The 16,250-nt window shown below is 68.7% G+C and carries 21 protein-coding genes; 11 read left to right on the forward strand and 10 right to left on the reverse strand.

Annotated features, from left to right (window positions below):
• Positions 1-19: 19 nt before the first annotated feature.
• Positions 20-298: a hypothetical protein gene (locus tag Hhyl2_RS11055; protein WP_483550828.1), complete on the forward strand. Its 279-nt coding sequence runs from the start codon at positions 20-22 to the stop codon at positions 296-298.
• A 3-nt stretch (positions 299-301) separates the two neighbouring features.
• Here Hhyl2_RS11055 and Hhyl2_RS11060 read toward each other — a convergent pair whose 3' ends face one another.
• Both Hhyl2_RS11060 and Hhyl2_RS11065 read right to left on the reverse strand, forming a co-directional pair.
• Positions 302-724, reverse strand: coding sequence for a dCTP deaminase/dUTPase family protein (locus Hhyl2_RS11060; protein ID WP_483550829.1), 423 nt, complete (start codon positions 722-724; stop codon positions 302-304).
• Positions 725-767: 43 nt separating this feature from the next.
• Positions 768-1,073 carry an Hsp20/alpha crystallin family protein gene (locus Hhyl2_RS11065; protein ID WP_483550830.1) on the reverse strand — a complete coding sequence of 102 codons (306 nt, stop codon included), beginning with the start codon at positions 1,071-1,073 and terminating at the stop codon, positions 768-770.
• A 98-nt stretch (positions 1,074-1,171) separates the two neighbouring features.
• Here Hhyl2_RS11065 and Hhyl2_RS11070 point away from each other — a divergent pair, with 98 nt between their 5' ends.
• Positions 1,172-1,603 carry a DUF5807 family protein gene (locus Hhyl2_RS11070; RefSeq protein WP_483550831.1) on the forward strand — a complete coding sequence of 144 codons (432 nt, stop codon included), beginning with the start codon at positions 1,172-1,174 and terminating at the stop codon, positions 1,601-1,603.
• Positions 1,604-1,609: 6 nt separating this feature from the next.
• Here Hhyl2_RS11070 and Hhyl2_RS11075 read toward each other — a convergent pair whose 3' ends face one another.
• The 3 genes from Hhyl2_RS11075 to Hhyl2_RS11085 form a co-directional block, all read right to left on the reverse strand.
• Complete coding sequence (locus Hhyl2_RS11075) at positions 1,610-2,047, reverse strand: hypothetical protein (RefSeq protein WP_483550832.1); 438 nt, start codon at positions 2,045-2,047, stop codon at positions 1,610-1,612.
• A 193-nt stretch (positions 2,048-2,240) separates the two neighbouring features.
• Positions 2,241-3,311 carry a DHH family phosphoesterase gene (locus Hhyl2_RS11080; RefSeq protein ID WP_483550833.1) on the reverse strand — a complete coding sequence of 357 codons (1,071 nt, stop codon included), beginning with the start codon at positions 3,309-3,311 and terminating at the stop codon, positions 2,241-2,243.
• Positions 3,312-3,389: 78 nt separating this feature from the next.
• Entirely contained in the window at positions 3,390-3,854 is a 465-nt protein-coding gene (locus Hhyl2_RS11085; RefSeq protein WP_483550834.1) for a universal stress protein, read from the reverse strand.
• Positions 3,855-3,936: 82 nt separating this feature from the next.
• On the opposite strand from Hhyl2_RS11085, the gene Hhyl2_RS11090 reads away from it, so the two are divergent.
• A complete protein-coding gene (locus Hhyl2_RS11090) occupies positions 3,937-4,374 on the forward strand; it encodes a universal stress protein (RefSeq protein WP_483550835.1) in 438 nt (145 codons plus the stop codon).
• Here the strand turns inward: Hhyl2_RS11090 and Hhyl2_RS11095 are convergent.
• Positions 4,371-4,895, reverse strand: a complete 525-nt coding sequence (locus Hhyl2_RS11095) for an N-acetyltransferase family protein (RefSeq protein ID WP_483550836.1) — start codon at positions 4,893-4,895, stop codon at positions 4,371-4,373. The two genes, Hhyl2_RS11090 and Hhyl2_RS11095, sit on opposite strands and share 4 nt — an antisense overlap.
• The gene (locus tag Hhyl2_RS11100; protein ID WP_483550837.1) at positions 4,892-5,263 is read right to left on the reverse strand and encodes a universal stress protein; all 372 of its coding nucleotides are present in this window, start codon (positions 5,261-5,263) and stop codon (positions 4,892-4,894) included. Before Hhyl2_RS11100 ends, Hhyl2_RS11095 begins: the two co-directional genes overlap by 4 nt.
• A gap of 82 nt (positions 5,264-5,345) precedes the next feature.
• On the opposite strand from Hhyl2_RS11100, the gene Hhyl2_RS11105 reads away from it, so the two are divergent.
• Positions 5,346-5,981, forward strand: coding sequence for a DUF5806 family protein (locus tag Hhyl2_RS11105; protein WP_483550838.1), 636 nt, complete (start codon positions 5,346-5,348; stop codon positions 5,979-5,981).
• A gap of 152 nt (positions 5,982-6,133) precedes the next feature.
• Entirely contained in the window at positions 6,134-6,568 is a 435-nt protein-coding gene (locus Hhyl2_RS11110) for a hypothetical protein (RefSeq protein WP_483550839.1), read from the forward strand.
• Between the two features lies 1 nt (position 6,569).
• Here the strand turns inward: Hhyl2_RS11110 and Hhyl2_RS11115 are convergent, their stop codons facing one another.
• The gene (locus Hhyl2_RS11115; protein WP_483550840.1) at positions 6,570-6,749 is read right to left on the reverse strand and encodes a hypothetical protein; all 180 of its coding nucleotides are present in this window, start codon (positions 6,747-6,749) and stop codon (positions 6,570-6,572) included.
• A gap of 67 nt (positions 6,750-6,816) precedes the next feature.
• Positions 6,817-8,115 carry a dihydroorotase gene (locus tag Hhyl2_RS11120; RefSeq protein WP_483550841.1) on the reverse strand — a complete coding sequence of 433 codons (1,299 nt, stop codon included), beginning with the start codon at positions 8,113-8,115 and terminating at the stop codon, positions 6,817-6,819.
• A 91-nt stretch (positions 8,116-8,206) separates the two neighbouring features.
• Between Hhyl2_RS11120 and Hhyl2_RS11125 the strand changes: the two genes are divergently transcribed.
• Positions 8,207-9,388 (forward strand): MFS transporter, encoded by a 1,182-nt coding sequence (locus tag Hhyl2_RS11125; RefSeq protein ID WP_483550842.1) that lies wholly within the window; start codon positions 8,207-8,209, stop codon positions 9,386-9,388.
• 1 nt (position 9,389) lies between these two features.
• Here Hhyl2_RS11125 and Hhyl2_RS11130 read toward each other — a convergent pair whose 3' ends face one another.
• The gene (locus Hhyl2_RS11130) at positions 9,390-9,962 is read right to left on the reverse strand and encodes a cysteine hydrolase family protein (protein WP_483550843.1); all 573 of its coding nucleotides are present in this window, start codon (positions 9,960-9,962) and stop codon (positions 9,390-9,392) included.
• A gap of 85 nt (positions 9,963-10,047) precedes the next feature.
• On the opposite strand from Hhyl2_RS11130, the gene Hhyl2_RS11135 reads away from it, so the two are divergent.
• The 5 genes from Hhyl2_RS11135 to Hhyl2_RS11155 all read left to right on the forward strand — a co-directional run bounded on the left by Hhyl2_RS11135 (position 10,048) and on the right by Hhyl2_RS11155 (position 16,195).
• Positions 10,048-11,538 (forward strand): Hvo_1808 family surface protein, encoded by a 1,491-nt coding sequence (locus Hhyl2_RS11135; RefSeq protein WP_483550844.1) that lies wholly within the window; start codon positions 10,048-10,050, stop codon positions 11,536-11,538.
• The gene (locus Hhyl2_RS11140; RefSeq protein WP_483550845.1) at positions 11,531-12,880 is read left to right on the forward strand and encodes an Hvo_1808 family surface protein; all 1,350 of its coding nucleotides are present in this window, start codon (positions 11,531-11,533) and stop codon (positions 12,878-12,880) included. The genes Hhyl2_RS11135 and Hhyl2_RS11140 overlap by 8 nt, the downstream gene beginning before the upstream one ends.
• A 118-nt stretch (positions 12,881-12,998) precedes the next feature.
• On the forward strand, positions 12,999-14,501 hold the full coding sequence (locus Hhyl2_RS11145; RefSeq protein ID WP_483550846.1) for a sensor histidine kinase: 1,503 nt from the start codon (positions 12,999-13,001) through the stop codon (positions 14,499-14,501).
• A 184-nt stretch (positions 14,502-14,685) separates the two neighbouring features.
• Positions 14,686-15,840 carry a nicotinate phosphoribosyltransferase gene (locus tag Hhyl2_RS11150; RefSeq protein ID WP_483550847.1) on the forward strand — a complete coding sequence of 385 codons (1,155 nt, stop codon included), beginning with the start codon at positions 14,686-14,688 and terminating at the stop codon, positions 15,838-15,840.
• A gap of 70 nt (positions 15,841-15,910) precedes the next feature.
• Entirely contained in the window at positions 15,911-16,195 is a 285-nt protein-coding gene (locus Hhyl2_RS11155; RefSeq protein ID WP_483550848.1) for a DUF6360 family protein, read from the forward strand.
• Positions 16,196-16,250 lie beyond the last annotated feature (55 nt).

Here is a 16,250-nt window from a genome sequence, read left to right on the forward strand (position 1 = left end):
GGACATCGTTCCACATACGATGACGACCACACACGACAGCGGGCCCGACGACGAACGCAGTGACTTCGAGCACAGCATGGCCACCCTCAGCGGCTCGATGGACTCCTGGAGCCGCGAACTGACGAGCCTCAACAGAGCGGTGCGTGACCTGGAGGAATCGACGCGCCGACTCGGCGAGAACCAGAAGACGGTCGCCGACGAACTCTACCGTGCGGCCGACGAGCTATCGAGCGCCGGCGACGGCCCGTCCGCCTCGGACAGTCGACTCGGTGCCAGTGGCACCGTCGCGGACGACTGATCGTCACTCCTGGACGTCGACGATCGTACTCACCCGCGCGTTCTCCTTCACCAACAATCCGGCACCGCCGACAGAGAGCGGCATCCGCGGCAGTTCGTCGACCTGCAGCGTGGGATGGCTCCCGCCGCGCTCGACGATGGCCGTCCGGGGCTGGAGCGTGACCGTCGCGCCCTCGGCCAGGGATTCGTTGTATTCGATCAGATACTGTCCCTCCCGGAGCTGCCACCACTCGTAGTCGTCGTCGTGATCGCGCTTGTGGCTCCTGTGTGACGTGATCGCGGCCGACTCCAGTTCTCCGCCACCGAAGTCGACACGGCCCGGTTCGACCACGTCGTAGACTGCGGCGACGGTCAGGTCGAACCCCGGGCTGTCGGCCTGGGTCGGTTCGTGGACGATGTCGGTGACGTAGTCGGCGTAGTTGGGCATATGCCGTGGTATCGGCCCGCTGGCTGAAAACTGTGGGGCCGGCTCAGTCGATATCGATGGTCCGTCCGGCCCGGTCGTGGTCCGCGATGGGGAGGCGGACTTCGAGGACGCCGTCCTCGATCGTCGCCGTGATGTCGTCCTCCCGGATCGGTCGCGGGAGGCCCAGCGACCGGTGGAACACCTGCGTCCGCTCGCCGGGATCGCGGTGCTCGGCCTCGACGTGGAGGCGCTGGTCGTGCCACCGGAGGTCGACGTCCTCGCGGTCGAACCCCGAGAGTTCGACCAGGACGACGAACTCGTCGTCCTCCCGGTACAGTTCGACGCCCTTCGCAGGGTGGTGTGTCGTCATATCTGTACCTTCACTGACTGGTAATAAAAAGACAGAGGCCCGCTCTCGTCGGCCGGGAGAGCGGGGGGCTTTTGTCGTCCGGACGACTCCGGGCCAGCATGAGCAAACGGACGGAGTTCCTCGCGGGCGAGCGACCCGACGACGTCCTCTTCTTCCTCCACGAGGACGCGGTGTCGAACCCCGGCGCGCTGGCGGACTACGCCGAGACGGTAGAGGACGGCCACGTGCTGGTCCTGCCGGGCGAGGACGGGCGCAGCGCGTTCCAGTCGGCGACCGGCATCGACCCGATGGGGCTGGCACAGGCCGCGATGGGCACCGAAGGCCACATCGACGACGACCTGACCGGTGCCGTCTGTCCCGTCGCCGACGAGGAACCGGAGGAGAACCACACGACGAAGTTCGTCTTCGCCTTCGCCGAGGCCCAGAACGAGGAGGTCGGCGGCCTCTACGCCGAGGGAGACGTCGTCCACGCGTACGCGGTGTGCGCGTGTGGGGAACGGTACAGCGACAAGTGGGTCGTCGACGGGTAATCGCGGTCAGAGTCGGATCGGTTCGAGGAGGCGTGCGAAAAGCGCCCGGAAGAGTCCCGTGAGGAGGTTGCCGTCGTGGCCGGTCGCGGTGCCGACTTCGGCCCGGGAGACGCCGTACCGGAGGTGCTGGAGGCCGTCGAGCAGGAACCAGCCACCCAGAAGCGCCCCAGCGAGCGGGAGCCAGATCGGTGTCGTGAGCGTGACAGCGTAGGCCGTCGCCCCGAGGACGAGCAGGCCGAACAGCGCGTTGTCGGCGTAGTCGCCGACGACCGCCTCGGCCACGTCGGCCAGCAGTTTCAGCGCCAGGAAGCAGAGCCCGGCGACGGCGGCGAACCGGACGGATTCCCCGAGCACCACGAGTGTGCCGGCGACGAGGACAGCACGGGCGAGTTCACCGGTCACGGTCGAACGGTCGGGGACCCACGGCGGGAGGGCGACAGACATTGGCGCTCGAGTGTACCGTCCCCGTCCCTATCAGCGTTTGCTGACAGGACAGCCCGCTCGCTGCGCTCGTGCGGCGAAACGGCGCTCGCGCTGCTCGCGCCGTACGCTACCGCTCGGTATCGATCCCTTCTTCCTCCACGGCTCCTGACGTCGCCGTTCCGGTTCGAGGGACTTCGCTCCGCTCAGTCCCTCGCTACACCTCTTCCTCAGGCAACCGCTTGAACGCGTCCACGATCGCCTGCTTCGCCACCGCGCCGTGTGTCGTCCAGTGGTGGGCGTAGTCCATCATGTCGTCGTAGATATCCGGCTTGCAGCCGGCGGCCTTCGGGTGGCCGCCGCCGTTGACCTGGGCGGCGACCTCGTGAGCGCGCTCGAAGGAGTCGGTCCCGCGGATGGACGCGGAGCCCGCGGGTTTGACGACGACGGCGGCGTCGGCACCCTGCTCGCGGAGCGCCTCGGCGACCTCGTTCTGCGAGCAGCGGCCGTAGGTCACGCCGACGGTCCAGCCGGCGACCTCGCGCAGTTCCGCGCGGTCGACGGCCTTCTCGATGAGTGCTTCCTTCTCGACGCGTTTCTCGGCGAGGAACTCGTGGACCTCCGGCGAGAGGTCGGCGCCGTGTGCCTGGATGGTCTCGATGTACTCCTCGGGGTCGGCCCAGTACGAGAAGTCGGCGAGGTCGTCGCTGCGCTCGTCCTCGCGGATCCAGAGGTCGTGGTCGCGCGTGGCAGCGGCCAGGTCGGCCCACCGGTCGTCGAACTCGTGGTCGAGTTCTGCCAGCGCCACGTCGGCGGTACAGACCTCGTCGCTGTCGCCGACGGTGCGTTCGACGCCGGCGGCGTCGACGGTCGCGCCGAGGTCGTCGTCCCACTGGTGGTGGTCGAACCAGACGACCCGTTCGACCCGCGCGGCGAGAGACTCCAGGGCCGCCAGATCCTCGTCGCTGTCCGGACAGAGGTCACAGACGAAGACGGTCGCCGCCGGTTCGGCGTACTCGGCGGCCCAGGCCAGCGCCTCGTCCATATCGTGGGGGCCGGCGGGGAGCAGTGCGCCCTCGCCGTGGGCCTCACGGATCAGTGCGGTACAGGCGAGTCCGTCGGCGTCGGGATCGGCGATGACCACGACACCGGCGTCGGCGAGTGTCTCGGCGGCCTCGGCCTCTGCCTGCTCCTCCTCGAACGAGTCCGGAACGAAGAATCCCTCGCCGGGGAGGACCGATTTACGCTCCAGCGAGAGACGGTCGTCGTCGATGAGCCAGTCGTCCATGCCCGTCCATGCGCGTCACCCCCAATGAACCCCGCGGTCCCGCGCTGTCGCTCGGAGTACTGTCGCCCTCCACCGTCGTCAGACGTCGGCGCGCTCCGGGTTGGCCTCGCCTTCGAGCTGTCGGACCGTCAGCACGGGCATCTCGGCCCGGCGGACGATAGCCTCGGCGACGCTGCCCAGCAGGAAGCCGTGTTCGCCGTGTCGGCCCCGGGTCCCCGTCGCGATGACGTCGGCGTCGTGCTCGTCGGCGTAGCGGATGATCTCGGTGGCCGGGTCCCCCTGCCGGACGGCAGTGACCAGTTCCTCGTCGCTCTCGGCTTCGGCGGCCTCGCGGATGAACGTCAGCGCGCGGCCGCCGGTCGTCGCCAGGGCCCGCTCTAGCGCGTCCCGGACCTCCTCGGGGGTCGCCTCGACCTCTGCCGCGTCGACGACGTAGAGCCCGTGGACAGTCGCGTCGAAGCGAGCGGCCAGATCCAGTGCAGCTTCGACGGCTCGTTCGGCGCTCCCGGACCCGTCCGTCGCGACGACCACCGTGTCGAACATACGCCGTGGTACCGTGGGCACGACCAAAAATCCGCCCCTTCCTCGGTGGCTTTTTGCCACTACCGGTCCACAGGAGAGCGTGATGGACATCGACCTCGTGCTCGTCCCGGTCGACGGCAGCGACCGGTCCGAGCGAGCAGCCGAGTACGCCGTCGCCGTCGCCGAGCGGTACGACGCCGACCTCCACCTGCTGTTCGTCCTCGACGAGCGACTGCGTCGGGACATCGACACCGACCGAGTCGACCCCGAGGACGTCGCCAGCGAACACCGCGAGTTCACCGACGAGATCCGGCGGTCGTTCGAGCAGCACCATCCCGACGGCGAACTCGGGACGTCGACGGCGACGGCGTTCTCCCAGACCCGACTGATGCAGACGCCAGGCAGCGTCGTCCTGGACGTCTCCGAGGACGTCGACGCCGACTTCATCGTCGTCCCGCGCGAACAGGGCGGACAGGAGGCCGTCGGCCGGGCCGCGCTGTACGTCATCGAGTACGCCAGCCAGCCGGTCCTGTCCGTCTAGGCCAGCCGGATCGCCATCTCGATCTCGAAGCTCTCCGCGTTCCGGGTCTCGAAGCCGACCTTCCGGTAGAGCGCGATGGCCGGGTCGTTCCAGCGCTCGACGGTGAGCCACACCTTCTCGATCTCTTCGGCCTGTCCCTGACCGAGCAGTGTCTCCAGGAGGAGGGTCCCGATACCGGCGCCCTGGTACGCCTGCAGGACGAAGATAGCGAGTTCGTACTCGCCCTGATCGTCCGGCACGAGCGTGGCGTGGCCGGCAGCATCGCCGTCGTGCGTCGCGACGACGTTGACACACTCCTCGCTCAGGATCGTATCCAGCCACCGGTCGATAGCGTGCTCCTTGATCGGCGGGATCCCCTGTGCTCGGTCTGCGGGGTCGAAGTCGAGGTACATCTCGACCAGCTGCTCGCGGTCGTCCTCGCTGGCCGCCCGAAGCTCGATGTCGCGTCCCTCGCGGTCGGTGACCGTCCGTGGCGGTGCCGGGAACTCGTCGGCCGGCTCGTCTGGGAACTCCGTCGTCATCGAACCAGGGTGACCGGGGTCTGTGCGTTCAGGAGGACGAACTCGACGATGGAGCCGAGCTGGATCTTCCCGAGCGTCGAGCGTTCGCCGCCGCCGAGGACGATGCGGTCGAAGTCCTCGCGCTCGGCGGTATCGACCAGCCAGCTACCGGGCGCGTCGCCCTCGACGTGGCGAATTTCGGCCTCGAACGCCGCGTCGGCGAGTGCCTCCTCGACGCGCTGTTCGACGGCGCTTGCGTTCGTGTCGACCTCCTCGTTGTCGAAGATGGCAATCGTGAGGTCGTCGCCCGTCTCTTTCGCCCGCTGGACTGTCTCGTCGAGCGCGTTGTACGAGAGCTGGCTGCCGCCGACGCCGAGTAGAACTTTCATGCGAAATTCATCGCCGTGGGTGCTCAAAAATCCACCTGACACGGGCGACACCCTTTTTCGGCCCGGCAACGCACACCATTCCATGACAGAGGGCGAACCGCCGGGCGGAGCCGAGTCGGAGCCGCCGGGCGACGAGCAGGGCGCGGCGAGCAACGACGAGAGCACGACAGAGGCGGTCGAATCGGTACCGCCGGACGTACAGAAGTACGACCGCTTCAAGAAGATCGAGGGCGGAACCTACGACCGGGCCAACGATTTCCTCCGGGAGCGGACCTACATCACGGCCCGCGAGTGGGCCATCGCACGCCTGTGTGCGGACTTCCGTACCGAGACCGGCGTCGAGATGACCAAGATCGGCGAGAACCTCCCCGAACTCGTCCCGTTCATGACCGATACCTACACGCCACAGGCCGTCAACCAGGCGCGGGCAGCCTTCGAGGAGAAGGTCCGGAAATCGGGCGCAACCTTCCTCTACGGCGCGATGTCGGACTTCTTCACCGCCGAGGAACTCGACGACGTGATGTACGAGGCCACCGAGGTCGCGAAGTTCCTGCTGGAGGTCGAGGGCGTCGACCTGGCCGTCGAGGAGGAACTCGAAGCCGAGGACCGCATCTCCGAGGTGATGCGGGAGGTCCAGGAGCACTCCGCGGCGTTGCGCCACGACGAAGTGTGTTGTCCGGAATGTGGCAACGAGTTCGAAGCGGGGGCGGACCAGTGAGGGGTGCCGCAGGTCCCCGAACCGTTCGTCACCGCTTCGCCCGAGGGGGCGGACCAGTGAGGGATGCCGAAGGCTCCCGAACCGTCCGTCACCGAGCGCTCGGGGAGGGGTAACGTGTCCGGTCGCTCCAGACGCCAGGTGAACGGCCGACCATGACCGACCCCACGTCGCCACCGGACCCGCTTGAGGAGGAGGACATCGATCTGAGCGCCGCCCACCAGCGGGTCATGAAGACCGACGGCCTGGCGGGGTTGGGCGTGCTCGCCGTCGGACTGCTCGAAGGTCGCGGACAGCTCCTCGACCCGCTCGCGGTGGGCGTCGCGACCCTCTTTCTCGTCGGGACGGCACTGTCGCTGTACGCCGTCGAGCACGATTCGATCCCCGGCGTCTATCCGGAGGTGGTCGCGCTCGCGGCGCTTTTGGGCCTGGGCATCTTCGGTGCCAGTCTCCTCGTGACCGTCCCACGGAGCGTCGCGCTGGTCGCCGCCGCGGCGCTGGTCGGCTTCGGCGCGGGGATCATCTGTTACAGGGCGGTCTTCGGACTGCTCTATTCGGTGCCGGCGGCCCGACTGGAGCGCGCGGCGTAGCTCAGCGCACGCCCAGAACCTTCCCACACCCCTTGCACCGCCAGACATCGTGGAGGCCGGTCCCGATGGTGATCTGTGGCGGCCCGTCGGTGCGCTCTTCGAGTTCGAACTCGCTGACCTCCTCGTGGTCGAGGTCGTCCGTGTTCGTGAACTCCCTGTCGCAGTTCTCACAGCGTGGCATACGGTACCTACGGTCTCGGGGATGATGAACCCGTCAGTAACGTTACGCTCACCCCGATCGGCGACGGCTACAGCAGTTCGCCGTCGGCGTCCCGGACGTTCTGTCCGTCGTGGGCAGCGAACTGCTCGTCGCTGTCGGCATCGAAGACAACGGTCCCACGGACCATCGTCCATTCGGGGAAGACACCCTCGAACCCCTCGAAGGGAGTCCAGCCACAGTCGGTCTGCAGGTCCGCACCGCGGATCTCGGTCGTCTGGGTCGTGTCGACGAGCACGAGGTCGGCGTCCATGCCCGGTTCGATAGCGCCCTTCTGGGGGACGTCGAAGACGTCGGCGGGGTTCGTGGCCGTCAGATCTCGCACGCGCTCGAAGGACAGCGCCGTGTCGGGGTCACTAGCGTCCGCGAGCAGGAGCGGCAGCACCGTCTCGACACCGGGGACGCCGGAGGGGGCGTCCCAGATGCTGGCGTCCTTCTCCTCGCGGGTGTGGGGCGCGTGGTCGGTCGCGATCATGTCGACGGTGCCGTCGGCGACCCGCTCGTAGACCTTCCGGCGGCGGGACTCGCGACGCAGTGGCGGGTTCATCCGCCCGAAGGTCCCCAGATCGTCGAGATCCTTGCGCGACAGCAGGAGGTGATGGGGCGTGACCTCGGTGGTCATGCCGGCCTCGCTGGCGATGTCGATGCCCTCCGGCGTCGACGTGTGAGCGATGTGGATGCGGGCGTCGCGCTCGCTCGCGATCTCGCAGGCACGCTCGACGGCCGCGGCTTCGGCGTCGGCGGTCCGGTAGGCGCTCCAGGCGTCGGCGTCGTCGCGCGCCTTCGCGTCCTCGTTGAACTTCGTGGCGTCCTCGGCGTGGACGGTGACGGGGACGCCGGCCTCGGTCGCGGCGTCGACGGCGTCGGCGAAGAGGTCCGTGTCGATACCCATATCGCCCGTCGAGTCCGCGAGGAAGACCTCGCCCAGAGCGAACAGGCGCCGCGAGAGGAGACTATCGGGGTCCCAGTCGGCGGTGACCCCGCCGTTGATCCCCCAGTCGATCAGCGAGTCGGCAGCGAACTCGGTCTTCTGATCGAAGGCGGCGCCGTCGACCGTCGGCGGGTCGGTGTTGGGCTGGTCGACGACGGTGGTGACGCCGCCGGCCGCGGCCGCTCGGGAGCCGCTGGCCCAGGTCTCTTTGTGGGGGTAACCCGGCTGACGGAAGTGGACGTGGACGTCGATAGCGCCGGGAAAGAGGCGCTTGCCCGACACGTCGACGACGCGTTCGTCGTCGGGTTCGAGGTCCCGGCCCACCTCGGCGATCGACTCGCCGCGGACTCGGACGTCGCGCTGACTGCCCTCGGGGAGCGTGGCGTTGCGGATGAGCATACGCCACAGTCGGCCGGGTGTCCCCGTAAGTCTCCCGTTCCGTCCGACGGCGAGACGTGGGAGCTATACCCGCACAGTCGAAGAGGCCGCTGTGGCCACACGACCCGGTCGGATCCCGTGGGACGCAGCGGTGTTGCGGCTGGCGCTGGCGAGTACGCTGACGGCCGTCCTCGGGGTGACGCTAGTGAGCCCGCTCCTGCCGGCCATCGGCCAGGAGTTCGGCGTCCCCGACAGCCAGGCGAGTCTGGTCATCACGGTCTACACGCTGCCTGGCATCGTCCTGGCGCCGGTCGCCGGGGCGCTGGCAGACCGCTACGGCCGGCGACCGATCCTGGCCGGCAGTCTCGTCCTCACCGCCGTCTGTGGCGTGGCCGTCGTCCGTGCAGAGAGTCTGCTCGCGGTACTGCTGGTCCGGGCCGTCCAGGGCGTCGCTGCCAGTGGTATCCTCAGCGTCGCCGTCACGCTGCTGGGCGACGCCTTCGAGGGCGCACAGCGCAACGCCGCGCTGGGCATCAACGCCGCCGCTATCTCGGTGGGTGCGGCTGTCTATCCTCTCGTCGGCGGCGTCCTGGGCAGCAGCGCCTGGCGCCGCCCGTTCTGGCTGTACGCGGTGGGCGTGCCCGTCGCGCTCTGGGCCTGGATCACACTCGGCGATCCGCCGTCGCCGGACAACCGCGAGGGGGGCCTGACGTACCTCCGGCACGCGCTCGGGACGTTGCCGGGCGAGGCTGTGGTGCTGTTTGCCGCCTCCTTCGCCGGCTACGCGCTGCTGTTCGGCGGGCTGTTGACGGCGGTCCCGTTCCTGCTGACAGCGTCGTTCGGCCTCGCGTCGGCGCGTATCGGGGCAATCCTCAGCGCCGGTGCGCTCTCGACAGCGGCCGTCGCCGCGGCGAACGGCCGGCTGGTGCAGGCGGCCTCACCCCAGCGGCTCGTCGTCGTCGGGTTTGCCTGCTACGGCGTCGGGCTGGTCGGGACGTACCTGGCGCCGACACCGGTACTCGTCGCACTCGCCGCCCTGGTCGTCGGCGCCGGCCAGGGGTTGACCCTTCCATCCATCGACGGCCTCGTGGGGACACTGGCTCCCGCGCGCTACCGTGCCGGCGTCTTCGGCGTCAGGACGAGCGTCATCTCGCTGGGCGCGACGGTCGGGCCGGTCGCGTTCGCGGTCGCCGGGGGTCGCGTGGGCTATCGACCGACGCTGCTCGTCGGGGGCCTGCTCGCACTCGTCTGTGCGACCGTCGGCGTGGCCCTCGGCGTCAGGAACCGCAGATGATTCACTCGAAGGTAACGTCAGCGCGATCGGTCACCTCGCCGAACAGCCAGTCGGCGTGGTCCAGCGCGTACTCACGGTGGTCGGGTTCGATGAAGCCGACGGCGTCCTCGACGAGCACCGGTCGATAGTCCCGCAGGCCAGCGCTGGAGGCCGTGTGCAGCACACAGACGTTCGCGAGCGTGCCACAGATGACCAGATCGTCGATGCCGCGTGCGTCGAGCCACCCCTCCAGCTGGGTCTGGTAGAAGGCGTCGTAGGTGTGTTTCTCGACGACCAGATCTGCATGGGCCGGGTCGAGCTCCTCGATCAGGTCGGCCTCCCAGGAGCCCTCGACGACGTGTTCCCCCCAGCGCTCGAACTCGTCGTAGTAGTGGGCGTCCTCGAACTGTTCTGGTGGGTGGACGTCGCGGGTGAACACGACCGACGCGCCCGCCTCACGAGCGCGTCCGACCAGATCCGTGACGGGGTCGATGGCCGCCTCGCTGTCGGGTGCGTAGAGGCTACCCTCGGGATGACAGAACCCGTTCTGCATGTCGACCACGACCAGTGCGGTGTCGGCTGGGTCGAAGTACATATCTGGGGCTAGGGGCGGGTCGACTACCAAGGTTTGTGCTCGGCTAGCGTGTCACTTTTCACTGCCCTCCCCCTTGGACGGGTAGATGCGACCCCTCGCCGTCCTCGCCCTCTGTGCGGTTCTCGTGCTGTCGGGCTGTCAGGCGCCCGGTGCGACCGGAGGCCACGAGTCGCTCGGTGCGAGCGACAGCGATGGCGACACGGCAACGGCGGCCGAGGAGAGTGCGGATGCGGCGGACTCGTCGACGACCACCAGTGACACGGCGAGCGTGCCCGACGACCCGGCCACCGACCGGCTTGGCTGGGAGAACGGCTACTGGCACAACGAATCGGTACCCGTGACCGGCGAGGACGGCCTCAACGAGAGCGAGCGCGAGGCCGTCGTGGCCCGGACGATGGCCCGCGTCGAGTACGTCCGCGGCCTGGAGTTCGAGCGGACGGTCCCGGTCGGCCTGGTTTCACGGGCCGAATACCGCAACCGCTCGGGTGGGGCGACCGGCGACAGCCTGCGGCGGTTCGACAACGCGAAGTTCGAGGCGCTGTTGCTCATCGGCGAGTCGCCGGACTCCATCGCCGTCCAGGACAGCACGCTGGGCGAGAGCGTCCTGGGGTTCTACAGCGGCGGTCGCGAGGAGATCGTTCTGGTCACCGACTCCGAGACGCCGACGATCGACGAGTCGACGCTGGCCCACGAACTCGTCCACGCGCTTCAGGACCAGCACTTCGGCCTGGGCCACGATGCCCGGACGCGTGACGGTGTCCAGGGCCGGAACGGCCTCGTCGAGGGTGACGCCACCGCCACCCAGCAGGCCTACGACGACCGCTGTGGCGAGCAGTGGGAGTGCCTGGCCGGTGCTGCCGGCGGTGGTGGCGGTGGTGGCGACCGCCACTTCGGTCTCAACTTCCTGCTGTACTTCCCGTACAGCGACGGTGCCGGCCTCGTGGACCACCTCCGCGAGCAGGGTGGCTGGGCCGCCGTCGACGACGCCTACGACGAGTACCCCGACGGCGCCCGCGAGGTCATCTACCCTGACCAGTACCCCGACTGGGAGCGCCAGCAGGTTTCGCTGGCCGACCGGACGAGCGACGACTGGGAACGGGTCAGACCCTCGACCGACCGCAACCGGCCGGACTACGCGGTGGTCGGCCCCTCCGCCATCGCCGCCTCGCTCGCGTACACGCTGACCGACGACTACAACGAGTCCAGCGTCGTCGCCGGGACGGACGTCGTCAACTTCGACGACGGCGGGAACCTCGATTCGTCTGACCCCTACAACTACGACCTCCCGGCCACTGAGGGATGGACCGGCGGGCGGATGCACGTCTACACCGACGGCACGGAGACAGCCTACGTCTGGAAGACCGCCTGGGACAGCGAGCAGGACGCCCGCGAGTTCGCCCGGACCTGGGAGGCCGCGCTGGTCCACTGGGGCGGGACCGAAGGGACCGACGGCGTCTGGGTCGTCGCCGAGGACAGTCCCTTCACGGACGCTATCTCGGTCCGCGTCGACGGCCGGACGGTGACCGTCGTCAATGCGCCGACGACCGCGGAACTCGACGAGGTCCACGATGCGTAGGGAACTCCTCGTCGCCGTCGTCGTCGTGCTGGCGGGCTGTAGCGCACCGGCGCTCCCGGCACCCATCGGCGGGCCCTCCCACCCCGAGACACCGAGCGGCCAGGACGCCATCGGCTGGGAGAACGGCTACTGGTACGACGACCCGGTCTCGGTGACGACCGAGGACGGCCTCAACGAGAGCGAACTGGAGGCCGTCACCGCCCGGACGATGGCCCGCGTCGAGCAGATCCGCGGCCTGGAGTTCGAGACGACGGTCCCCGTCGAGGTCATCTCGCGGGCCGAGTACCGCAACCGCTCGGGCGGCTCCGGCGGTGGTGGCGGGCCGCCCGCGGACCCCTGGAACGACCAGGTCTGGGAAGCCCTGTTGCTCATCGGCGAGGACAGCGGGAGCAGCGAGGAGATCGACAACACGCTCTCGACGGCCGTCCAGGGCTTCTACTCCCCAAGCCGCGACCAGATCGTCATCGTCAGCCCGACCGAGACGCCCGCGGTCGACCGCCGGACGCTCTCGCACGAACTCGTCCACGCGCTCCAGGACCAGCAGTTCGGCCTGAACGGCTCGGCCGAGACGCAGGACACCCAGCTCGCCCGGGACGGCATCGTCGAGGGCGACGCCAACTACGTCGAAGCGCTGTACGAACGCCGCTGTGGCAACGGCTGGCGCTGTATCGACCGCCCCGAGCGCGGCGGGTCCAGTGGCGGCGGTGACGACGGCCCCAGCATCAACGAGGGGCTGTTCACCGTCATCATCCAGCCCTACGCCACCGGGCCGCGGTTCGTCGACACGCTCCGCGAGGACGGCGGCTGGGAGGCCGTCGACGCGGTCTATTCGGACTACCCCGACAGCTCCGAGCAGGTCCTCCATCCCGAGAAGTACCCGGAGGAGAAGCCCGTCAACGTCACCGTGCGCGACCGCTCGAACGACGAGTGGCAGCGCTTCGATCACGACCCGGTCGGTGATACGGTCGGCGAGGCGTCCATCTTCGCGATGATGTACCACAACAACCAGACCGACGCCGGCCGCTACAGCTACGAGAGTTCGATCTCGGCTGGCTGGGGCGGTGACACCGTCGTCCCCTACCACGACGGCGACGGCGGTGGCGGCTACGTCTGGCGGCTCACCTGGGACACCGAAGGGGACGCCACGGAGTTCGCACAGGCGTACCGCCGTGCACTGGTCGAGGAACACGACGCGACCCAACCACGGACGAACGTCTACGTCGTCCCCGAGTCGAGTCCGTTCGGCGACGCCTTCCACGTCGTCCGCCGGGGCGACACGGTGCGTATCGTCAACGCGCCGACGGTCGCGGAACTGGGCGAGATCCACGCGCCGGCGGGCTGAGTGGCTCCCAATCTGTGTGGCTGTACAGTTTTATGCCGCCGAACCAAACCGGCTGTATGCACACGCGAGACGCACCACCCACCGGAGCGAGGGGTTCGAAGGGCCTGGGTGGCTCCACGTGAACACGGGGCGATACCGACTCGGTGTCAGCGGACTGGTCGGCACCAGCGGGCTGGGCGTCACGTCTGTCGGTATCAGTGATATCTACGTCGACGCCATACGGCAGGGCGACCCTCTCTGGACGACGTTACTCGAGAACTCGCTGTCGCTGTCGCTCGGCCTCGTGCTGTGCTGGAGTGGGATCTGGCTGTGGCGAAACGCGACGGCGTTGCAGGTCCGGCGGATGGGTCGGTGGTTCGGAATCGCGGTCGCCGCGACCCTCGTCGTGTTGGCGGTCGTCGTCGGGAGTCAGTCGCTGCAGTCGCGGTTCAAGCCGTTTCTGGTCGTGGTCGCTGCGGGCGGGCTGACACTGCTTGCGGGGCTGGGGATCGGCCGGTACGACGCCGACCGGATCGCCCAGCGTCGCGCGGTCGAGCGCCAGCGCGACAAGTTCGCGGCACTGTTCGAGAACGTCCCGAACCCGGTCATCGCCGTCCATTTCGAGGGCGACGAGCCACGGCTGGAGATGGCCAACCCGGCCTTCGAGGAAGTGTTCGGGCTCACCGAGGCAGACCTGGCCGGCCGTGACCTCCGGTCGGCGCTGCGACCGCCGGACGAGGAACCCGAACGGGTCGACGGCACCGAACAGTCGGTCGCGCCACAGGCCAGCGACAGCGACCTGGAGTGGACCGAACTGGAGGTCACATTGGACACCGACTACGGGCAGCGGGAGTTCGTCCGGGTGACCGCGCCCGCCGACGACGACAGCCCCGAGGCGGAGTACGCCTACTACGTCGACGTGACCGACCGGAACCAGCGTCGCGAACGGCTCCAGGTCCTCTCCCGGACGCTCCGACACGACATCCGTAACCGGATGGACGTCGCCTACGGGACCGCCGAAGTGCTCGAAGAGGACCTCGACGGCGACCCGGAGTCGCTCGCCCGGCAGATACAGACCGCTATCAGCGACCTCCAGCAGATCAGCGAGCAGACCCGAGAAGTCGAACGCGTCGTCTCGGGGGAGTACGAAACCTACACCGAGAGGCTGTCGGCAGTGGTGGCCGGCGCTATCGAGGAACTCCGCGAGGAGTATCCCGACGTATCGGTGAGCGTCGACCTCGCCGACGTCCCGCCGGTCAAGGTCAACGACGCGGTCCCGGTCGCCGTCGGGAACGTCCTGGAGAACGCCGTCGTCCACCACGACGGCCCCGAACCAGTCGTCGAGGTCTCCGCCGGGACCACGAACGACGGTGAGTACGTCACGGTACGGATCGCCGACGATGGCCCAGGGATCCCGGAGCGCGAGTACGAACTCCTCCAGGACGAACGCGACCGGTCACAGCTCGAACACACGAGCGGGCTGGGCCTGTGGGAGGTCAGTTGGATCCTCCGGAACCTCGGTGGCTCGCTCGATTTCGCCGAGAACGAGCCCCGTGGGACCGTGGTGACGCTGACGCTCCCGAAGGCCGACGGGCCACCGGCGAGCGACGAGACCGATCGGGACGTCTCAATAGACGCATAGACGCCAGGAGACGTATCAGTAGGTCCCATATACGCGTTCTTTCATATTGGCTGACACGGTTGGGATAGATGTCCTCACTGTCCGACCCCACCGCCGCCGACCGGCCCGACACGACGGGAACCGAGTAGCCCTGTCAGCAGGGGCGACCGCGGTTCTTTTTCCCACCCCCGCCCGAAGGCGGCGTATGACCGACGAGTTCGACATCGTCCCGCCCGAAGCGATCCGGTCGGGACGCGCGACGGACGCGTACTTCGACCGGACGATGGAGGCACTGGAACACGCCGGCCGGAACCCGGAGGTGGTCGCGGAGGTGACCGCGGACCAGTTCGCCACCGGATCCTGGAACGTTCTGGCTGGCCTGCCCGACGCCGCACGATTGTTGGCCGACCGCGCCGTCGACGTGGATGCGCTCCCGGAGGGACAACTGTTCGACGGTGGCCCGGTCATGCGTATCGAGGGGTCCTACCGGGAGTTCTGCCGGTTGGAGACCGCGCTGCTTGGCTTTCTCTCGCATCCGACCGGCGTCGCCACCCGCGCGCTGGAGGCCAGACGCGCCGCCCCCGAATCGACGGTGCTGTCTTTTGGCTCCCGGCACGTCCACCCCTCGCTGGGAGCGATGATCGAGCGGTCGGCGCTGCTGGGTGGCCTGGACGGCTTCTCGAACGTGGCAGCGGGCGACGTCCTCGGCCGGACGGCCGGCGGGACGATGCCCCACGCGCTGCTCATCTGTTTCGGCCGCGGGAACCAGGAGGCCGCCTGGCAGGCCTTCGACGAGGCGGTCCCGCCGGAGACGCCGCGCATCGCGCTGACCGACACCTACAGCGACGAGGTCGACGAGGCCCTGCGCGCCGCCGAGGCCGTGGAGGACCTCGACGGCGTCCGCCTTGACACGACCGGCTCCCGGCGGGGGAACTTCCGGCATATCGTCCGTGAGGTGCGCTGGTCGCTGGACGCCCACGGCCACGAGGACGTCGACATCTTCGTCTCGGGCGGGCTGGGCCCGACGCAACTGCGCGAACTCAGGGACGTCGCCGACGGCTTCGGCGTCGGCAGCTACGTCTCGAACGCCGACCCGCTGGACTTCGCGCTGGACATCGTCGAGGTGGACGGCGAACCCGCTGCCAAACGCGGGAAACTGACCGGGAAGAAGGCGGTCTACCGCACGCCCGACGGCGGCCACCACGTGGGGCTGGCCGACAGGCCGGGTCCCGACGGGGCCGAATCGCTCATGGAACCGCTGGTACGTGACGGCGAGCTAGTCAGGGCGTTCGACCTCGACGCCGCCGCCGAGCGTGCCCGCGAGGACGCCGCTGCGGTCGGGTTCGACGCCGAGGAGTAGCGCCCGGAAGCCGGCCCATCCGCGGGCGCTCAACGCAGCAGTTTTGCGTGTCTCGCCCGAACGGCCGGGCATGGTAGACCGCATCCTGAAGGTCAACGCCTACACGACGTTCGACCTGCTCGACGGGACCGTCGAGGGCCACGGCTTCGACGAGGAGGCCCTGGCCGTCCTGAACGTCACCGCGCCGCGCAAGAACCCGGACCACGTCGAACTGCAACTGGAGATGGACAACACCGACCTGGATAGCGTCGAACCCCACGCCGACACGGTGACACTCTCGGCGGCCCAGGCCCGCGAACTCGCCGGGGAACTCGAAAAGTACGCCGGCAAGGTCGAGGACGCACAGACCGAGTAGTTCGCCCGGCGCGACCGCGCCCAGCACTGCTGTGAACTGTCGACAGTTCTATGAT

Source organism: Haloarcula sp. H-hyl2 (assembly GCF_056934385.1).

Coding starts and splice junctions, on each gene's coding strand:
- Hhyl2_RS11055 (WP_483550828.1), top strand. CDS start 20: ATGACGACCACACACGACAGCGGGCCCGACGACGAACGCAGTGACTTC.
- Hhyl2_RS11060 (WP_483550829.1), bottom strand. CDS start 724: ATGCCCAACTACGCCGACTACGTCACCGACATCGTCCACGAACCGACC.
- Hhyl2_RS11065 (WP_483550830.1), bottom strand. CDS start 1,073: ATGACGACACACCACCCTGCGAAGGGCGTCGAACTGTACCGGGAGGAC.
- Hhyl2_RS11070 (WP_483550831.1), top strand. CDS start 1,172: ATGAGCAAACGGACGGAGTTCCTCGCGGGCGAGCGACCCGACGACGTC.
- Hhyl2_RS11075 (WP_483550832.1), bottom strand. CDS start 2,047: ATGTCTGTCGCCCTCCCGCCGTGGGTCCCCGACCGTTCGACCGTGACC.
- Hhyl2_RS11080 (WP_483550833.1), bottom strand. CDS start 3,311: ATGGACGACTGGCTCATCGACGACGACCGTCTCTCGCTGGAGCGTAAA.
- Hhyl2_RS11085 (WP_483550834.1), bottom strand. CDS start 3,854: ATGTTCGACACGGTGGTCGTCGCGACGGACGGGTCCGGGAGCGCCGAA.
- Hhyl2_RS11090 (WP_483550835.1), top strand. CDS start 3,937: ATGGACATCGACCTCGTGCTCGTCCCGGTCGACGGCAGCGACCGGTCC.
- Hhyl2_RS11095 (WP_483550836.1), bottom strand. CDS start 4,895: ATGACGACGGAGTTCCCAGACGAGCCGGCCGACGAGTTCCCGGCACCG.
- Hhyl2_RS11100 (WP_483550837.1), bottom strand. CDS start 5,263: ATGAAAGTTCTACTCGGCGTCGGCGGCAGCCAGCTCTCGTACAACGCG.
- Hhyl2_RS11105 (WP_483550838.1), top strand. CDS start 5,346: ATGACAGAGGGCGAACCGCCGGGCGGAGCCGAGTCGGAGCCGCCGGGC.
- Hhyl2_RS11110 (WP_483550839.1), top strand. CDS start 6,134: ATGACCGACCCCACGTCGCCACCGGACCCGCTTGAGGAGGAGGACATC.
- Hhyl2_RS11115 (WP_483550840.1), bottom strand. CDS start 6,749: ATGCCACGCTGTGAGAACTGCGACAGGGAGTTCACGAACACGGACGAC.
- Hhyl2_RS11120 (WP_483550841.1), bottom strand. CDS start 8,115: ATGCTCATCCGCAACGCCACGCTCCCCGAGGGCAGTCAGCGCGACGTC.
- Hhyl2_RS11130 (WP_483550843.1), bottom strand. CDS start 9,962: ATGTACTTCGACCCAGCCGACACCGCACTGGTCGTGGTCGACATGCAG.
- Hhyl2_RS11135 (WP_483550844.1), top strand. CDS start 10,048: ATGCGACCCCTCGCCGTCCTCGCCCTCTGTGCGGTTCTCGTGCTGTCG.
- Hhyl2_RS11140 (WP_483550845.1), top strand. CDS start 11,531: ATGCGTAGGGAACTCCTCGTCGCCGTCGTCGTCGTGCTGGCGGGCTGT.
- Hhyl2_RS11150 (WP_483550847.1), top strand. CDS start 14,686: ATGACCGACGAGTTCGACATCGTCCCGCCCGAAGCGATCCGGTCGGGA.
- Hhyl2_RS11155 (WP_483550848.1), top strand. CDS start 15,911: ATGGTAGACCGCATCCTGAAGGTCAACGCCTACACGACGTTCGACCTG.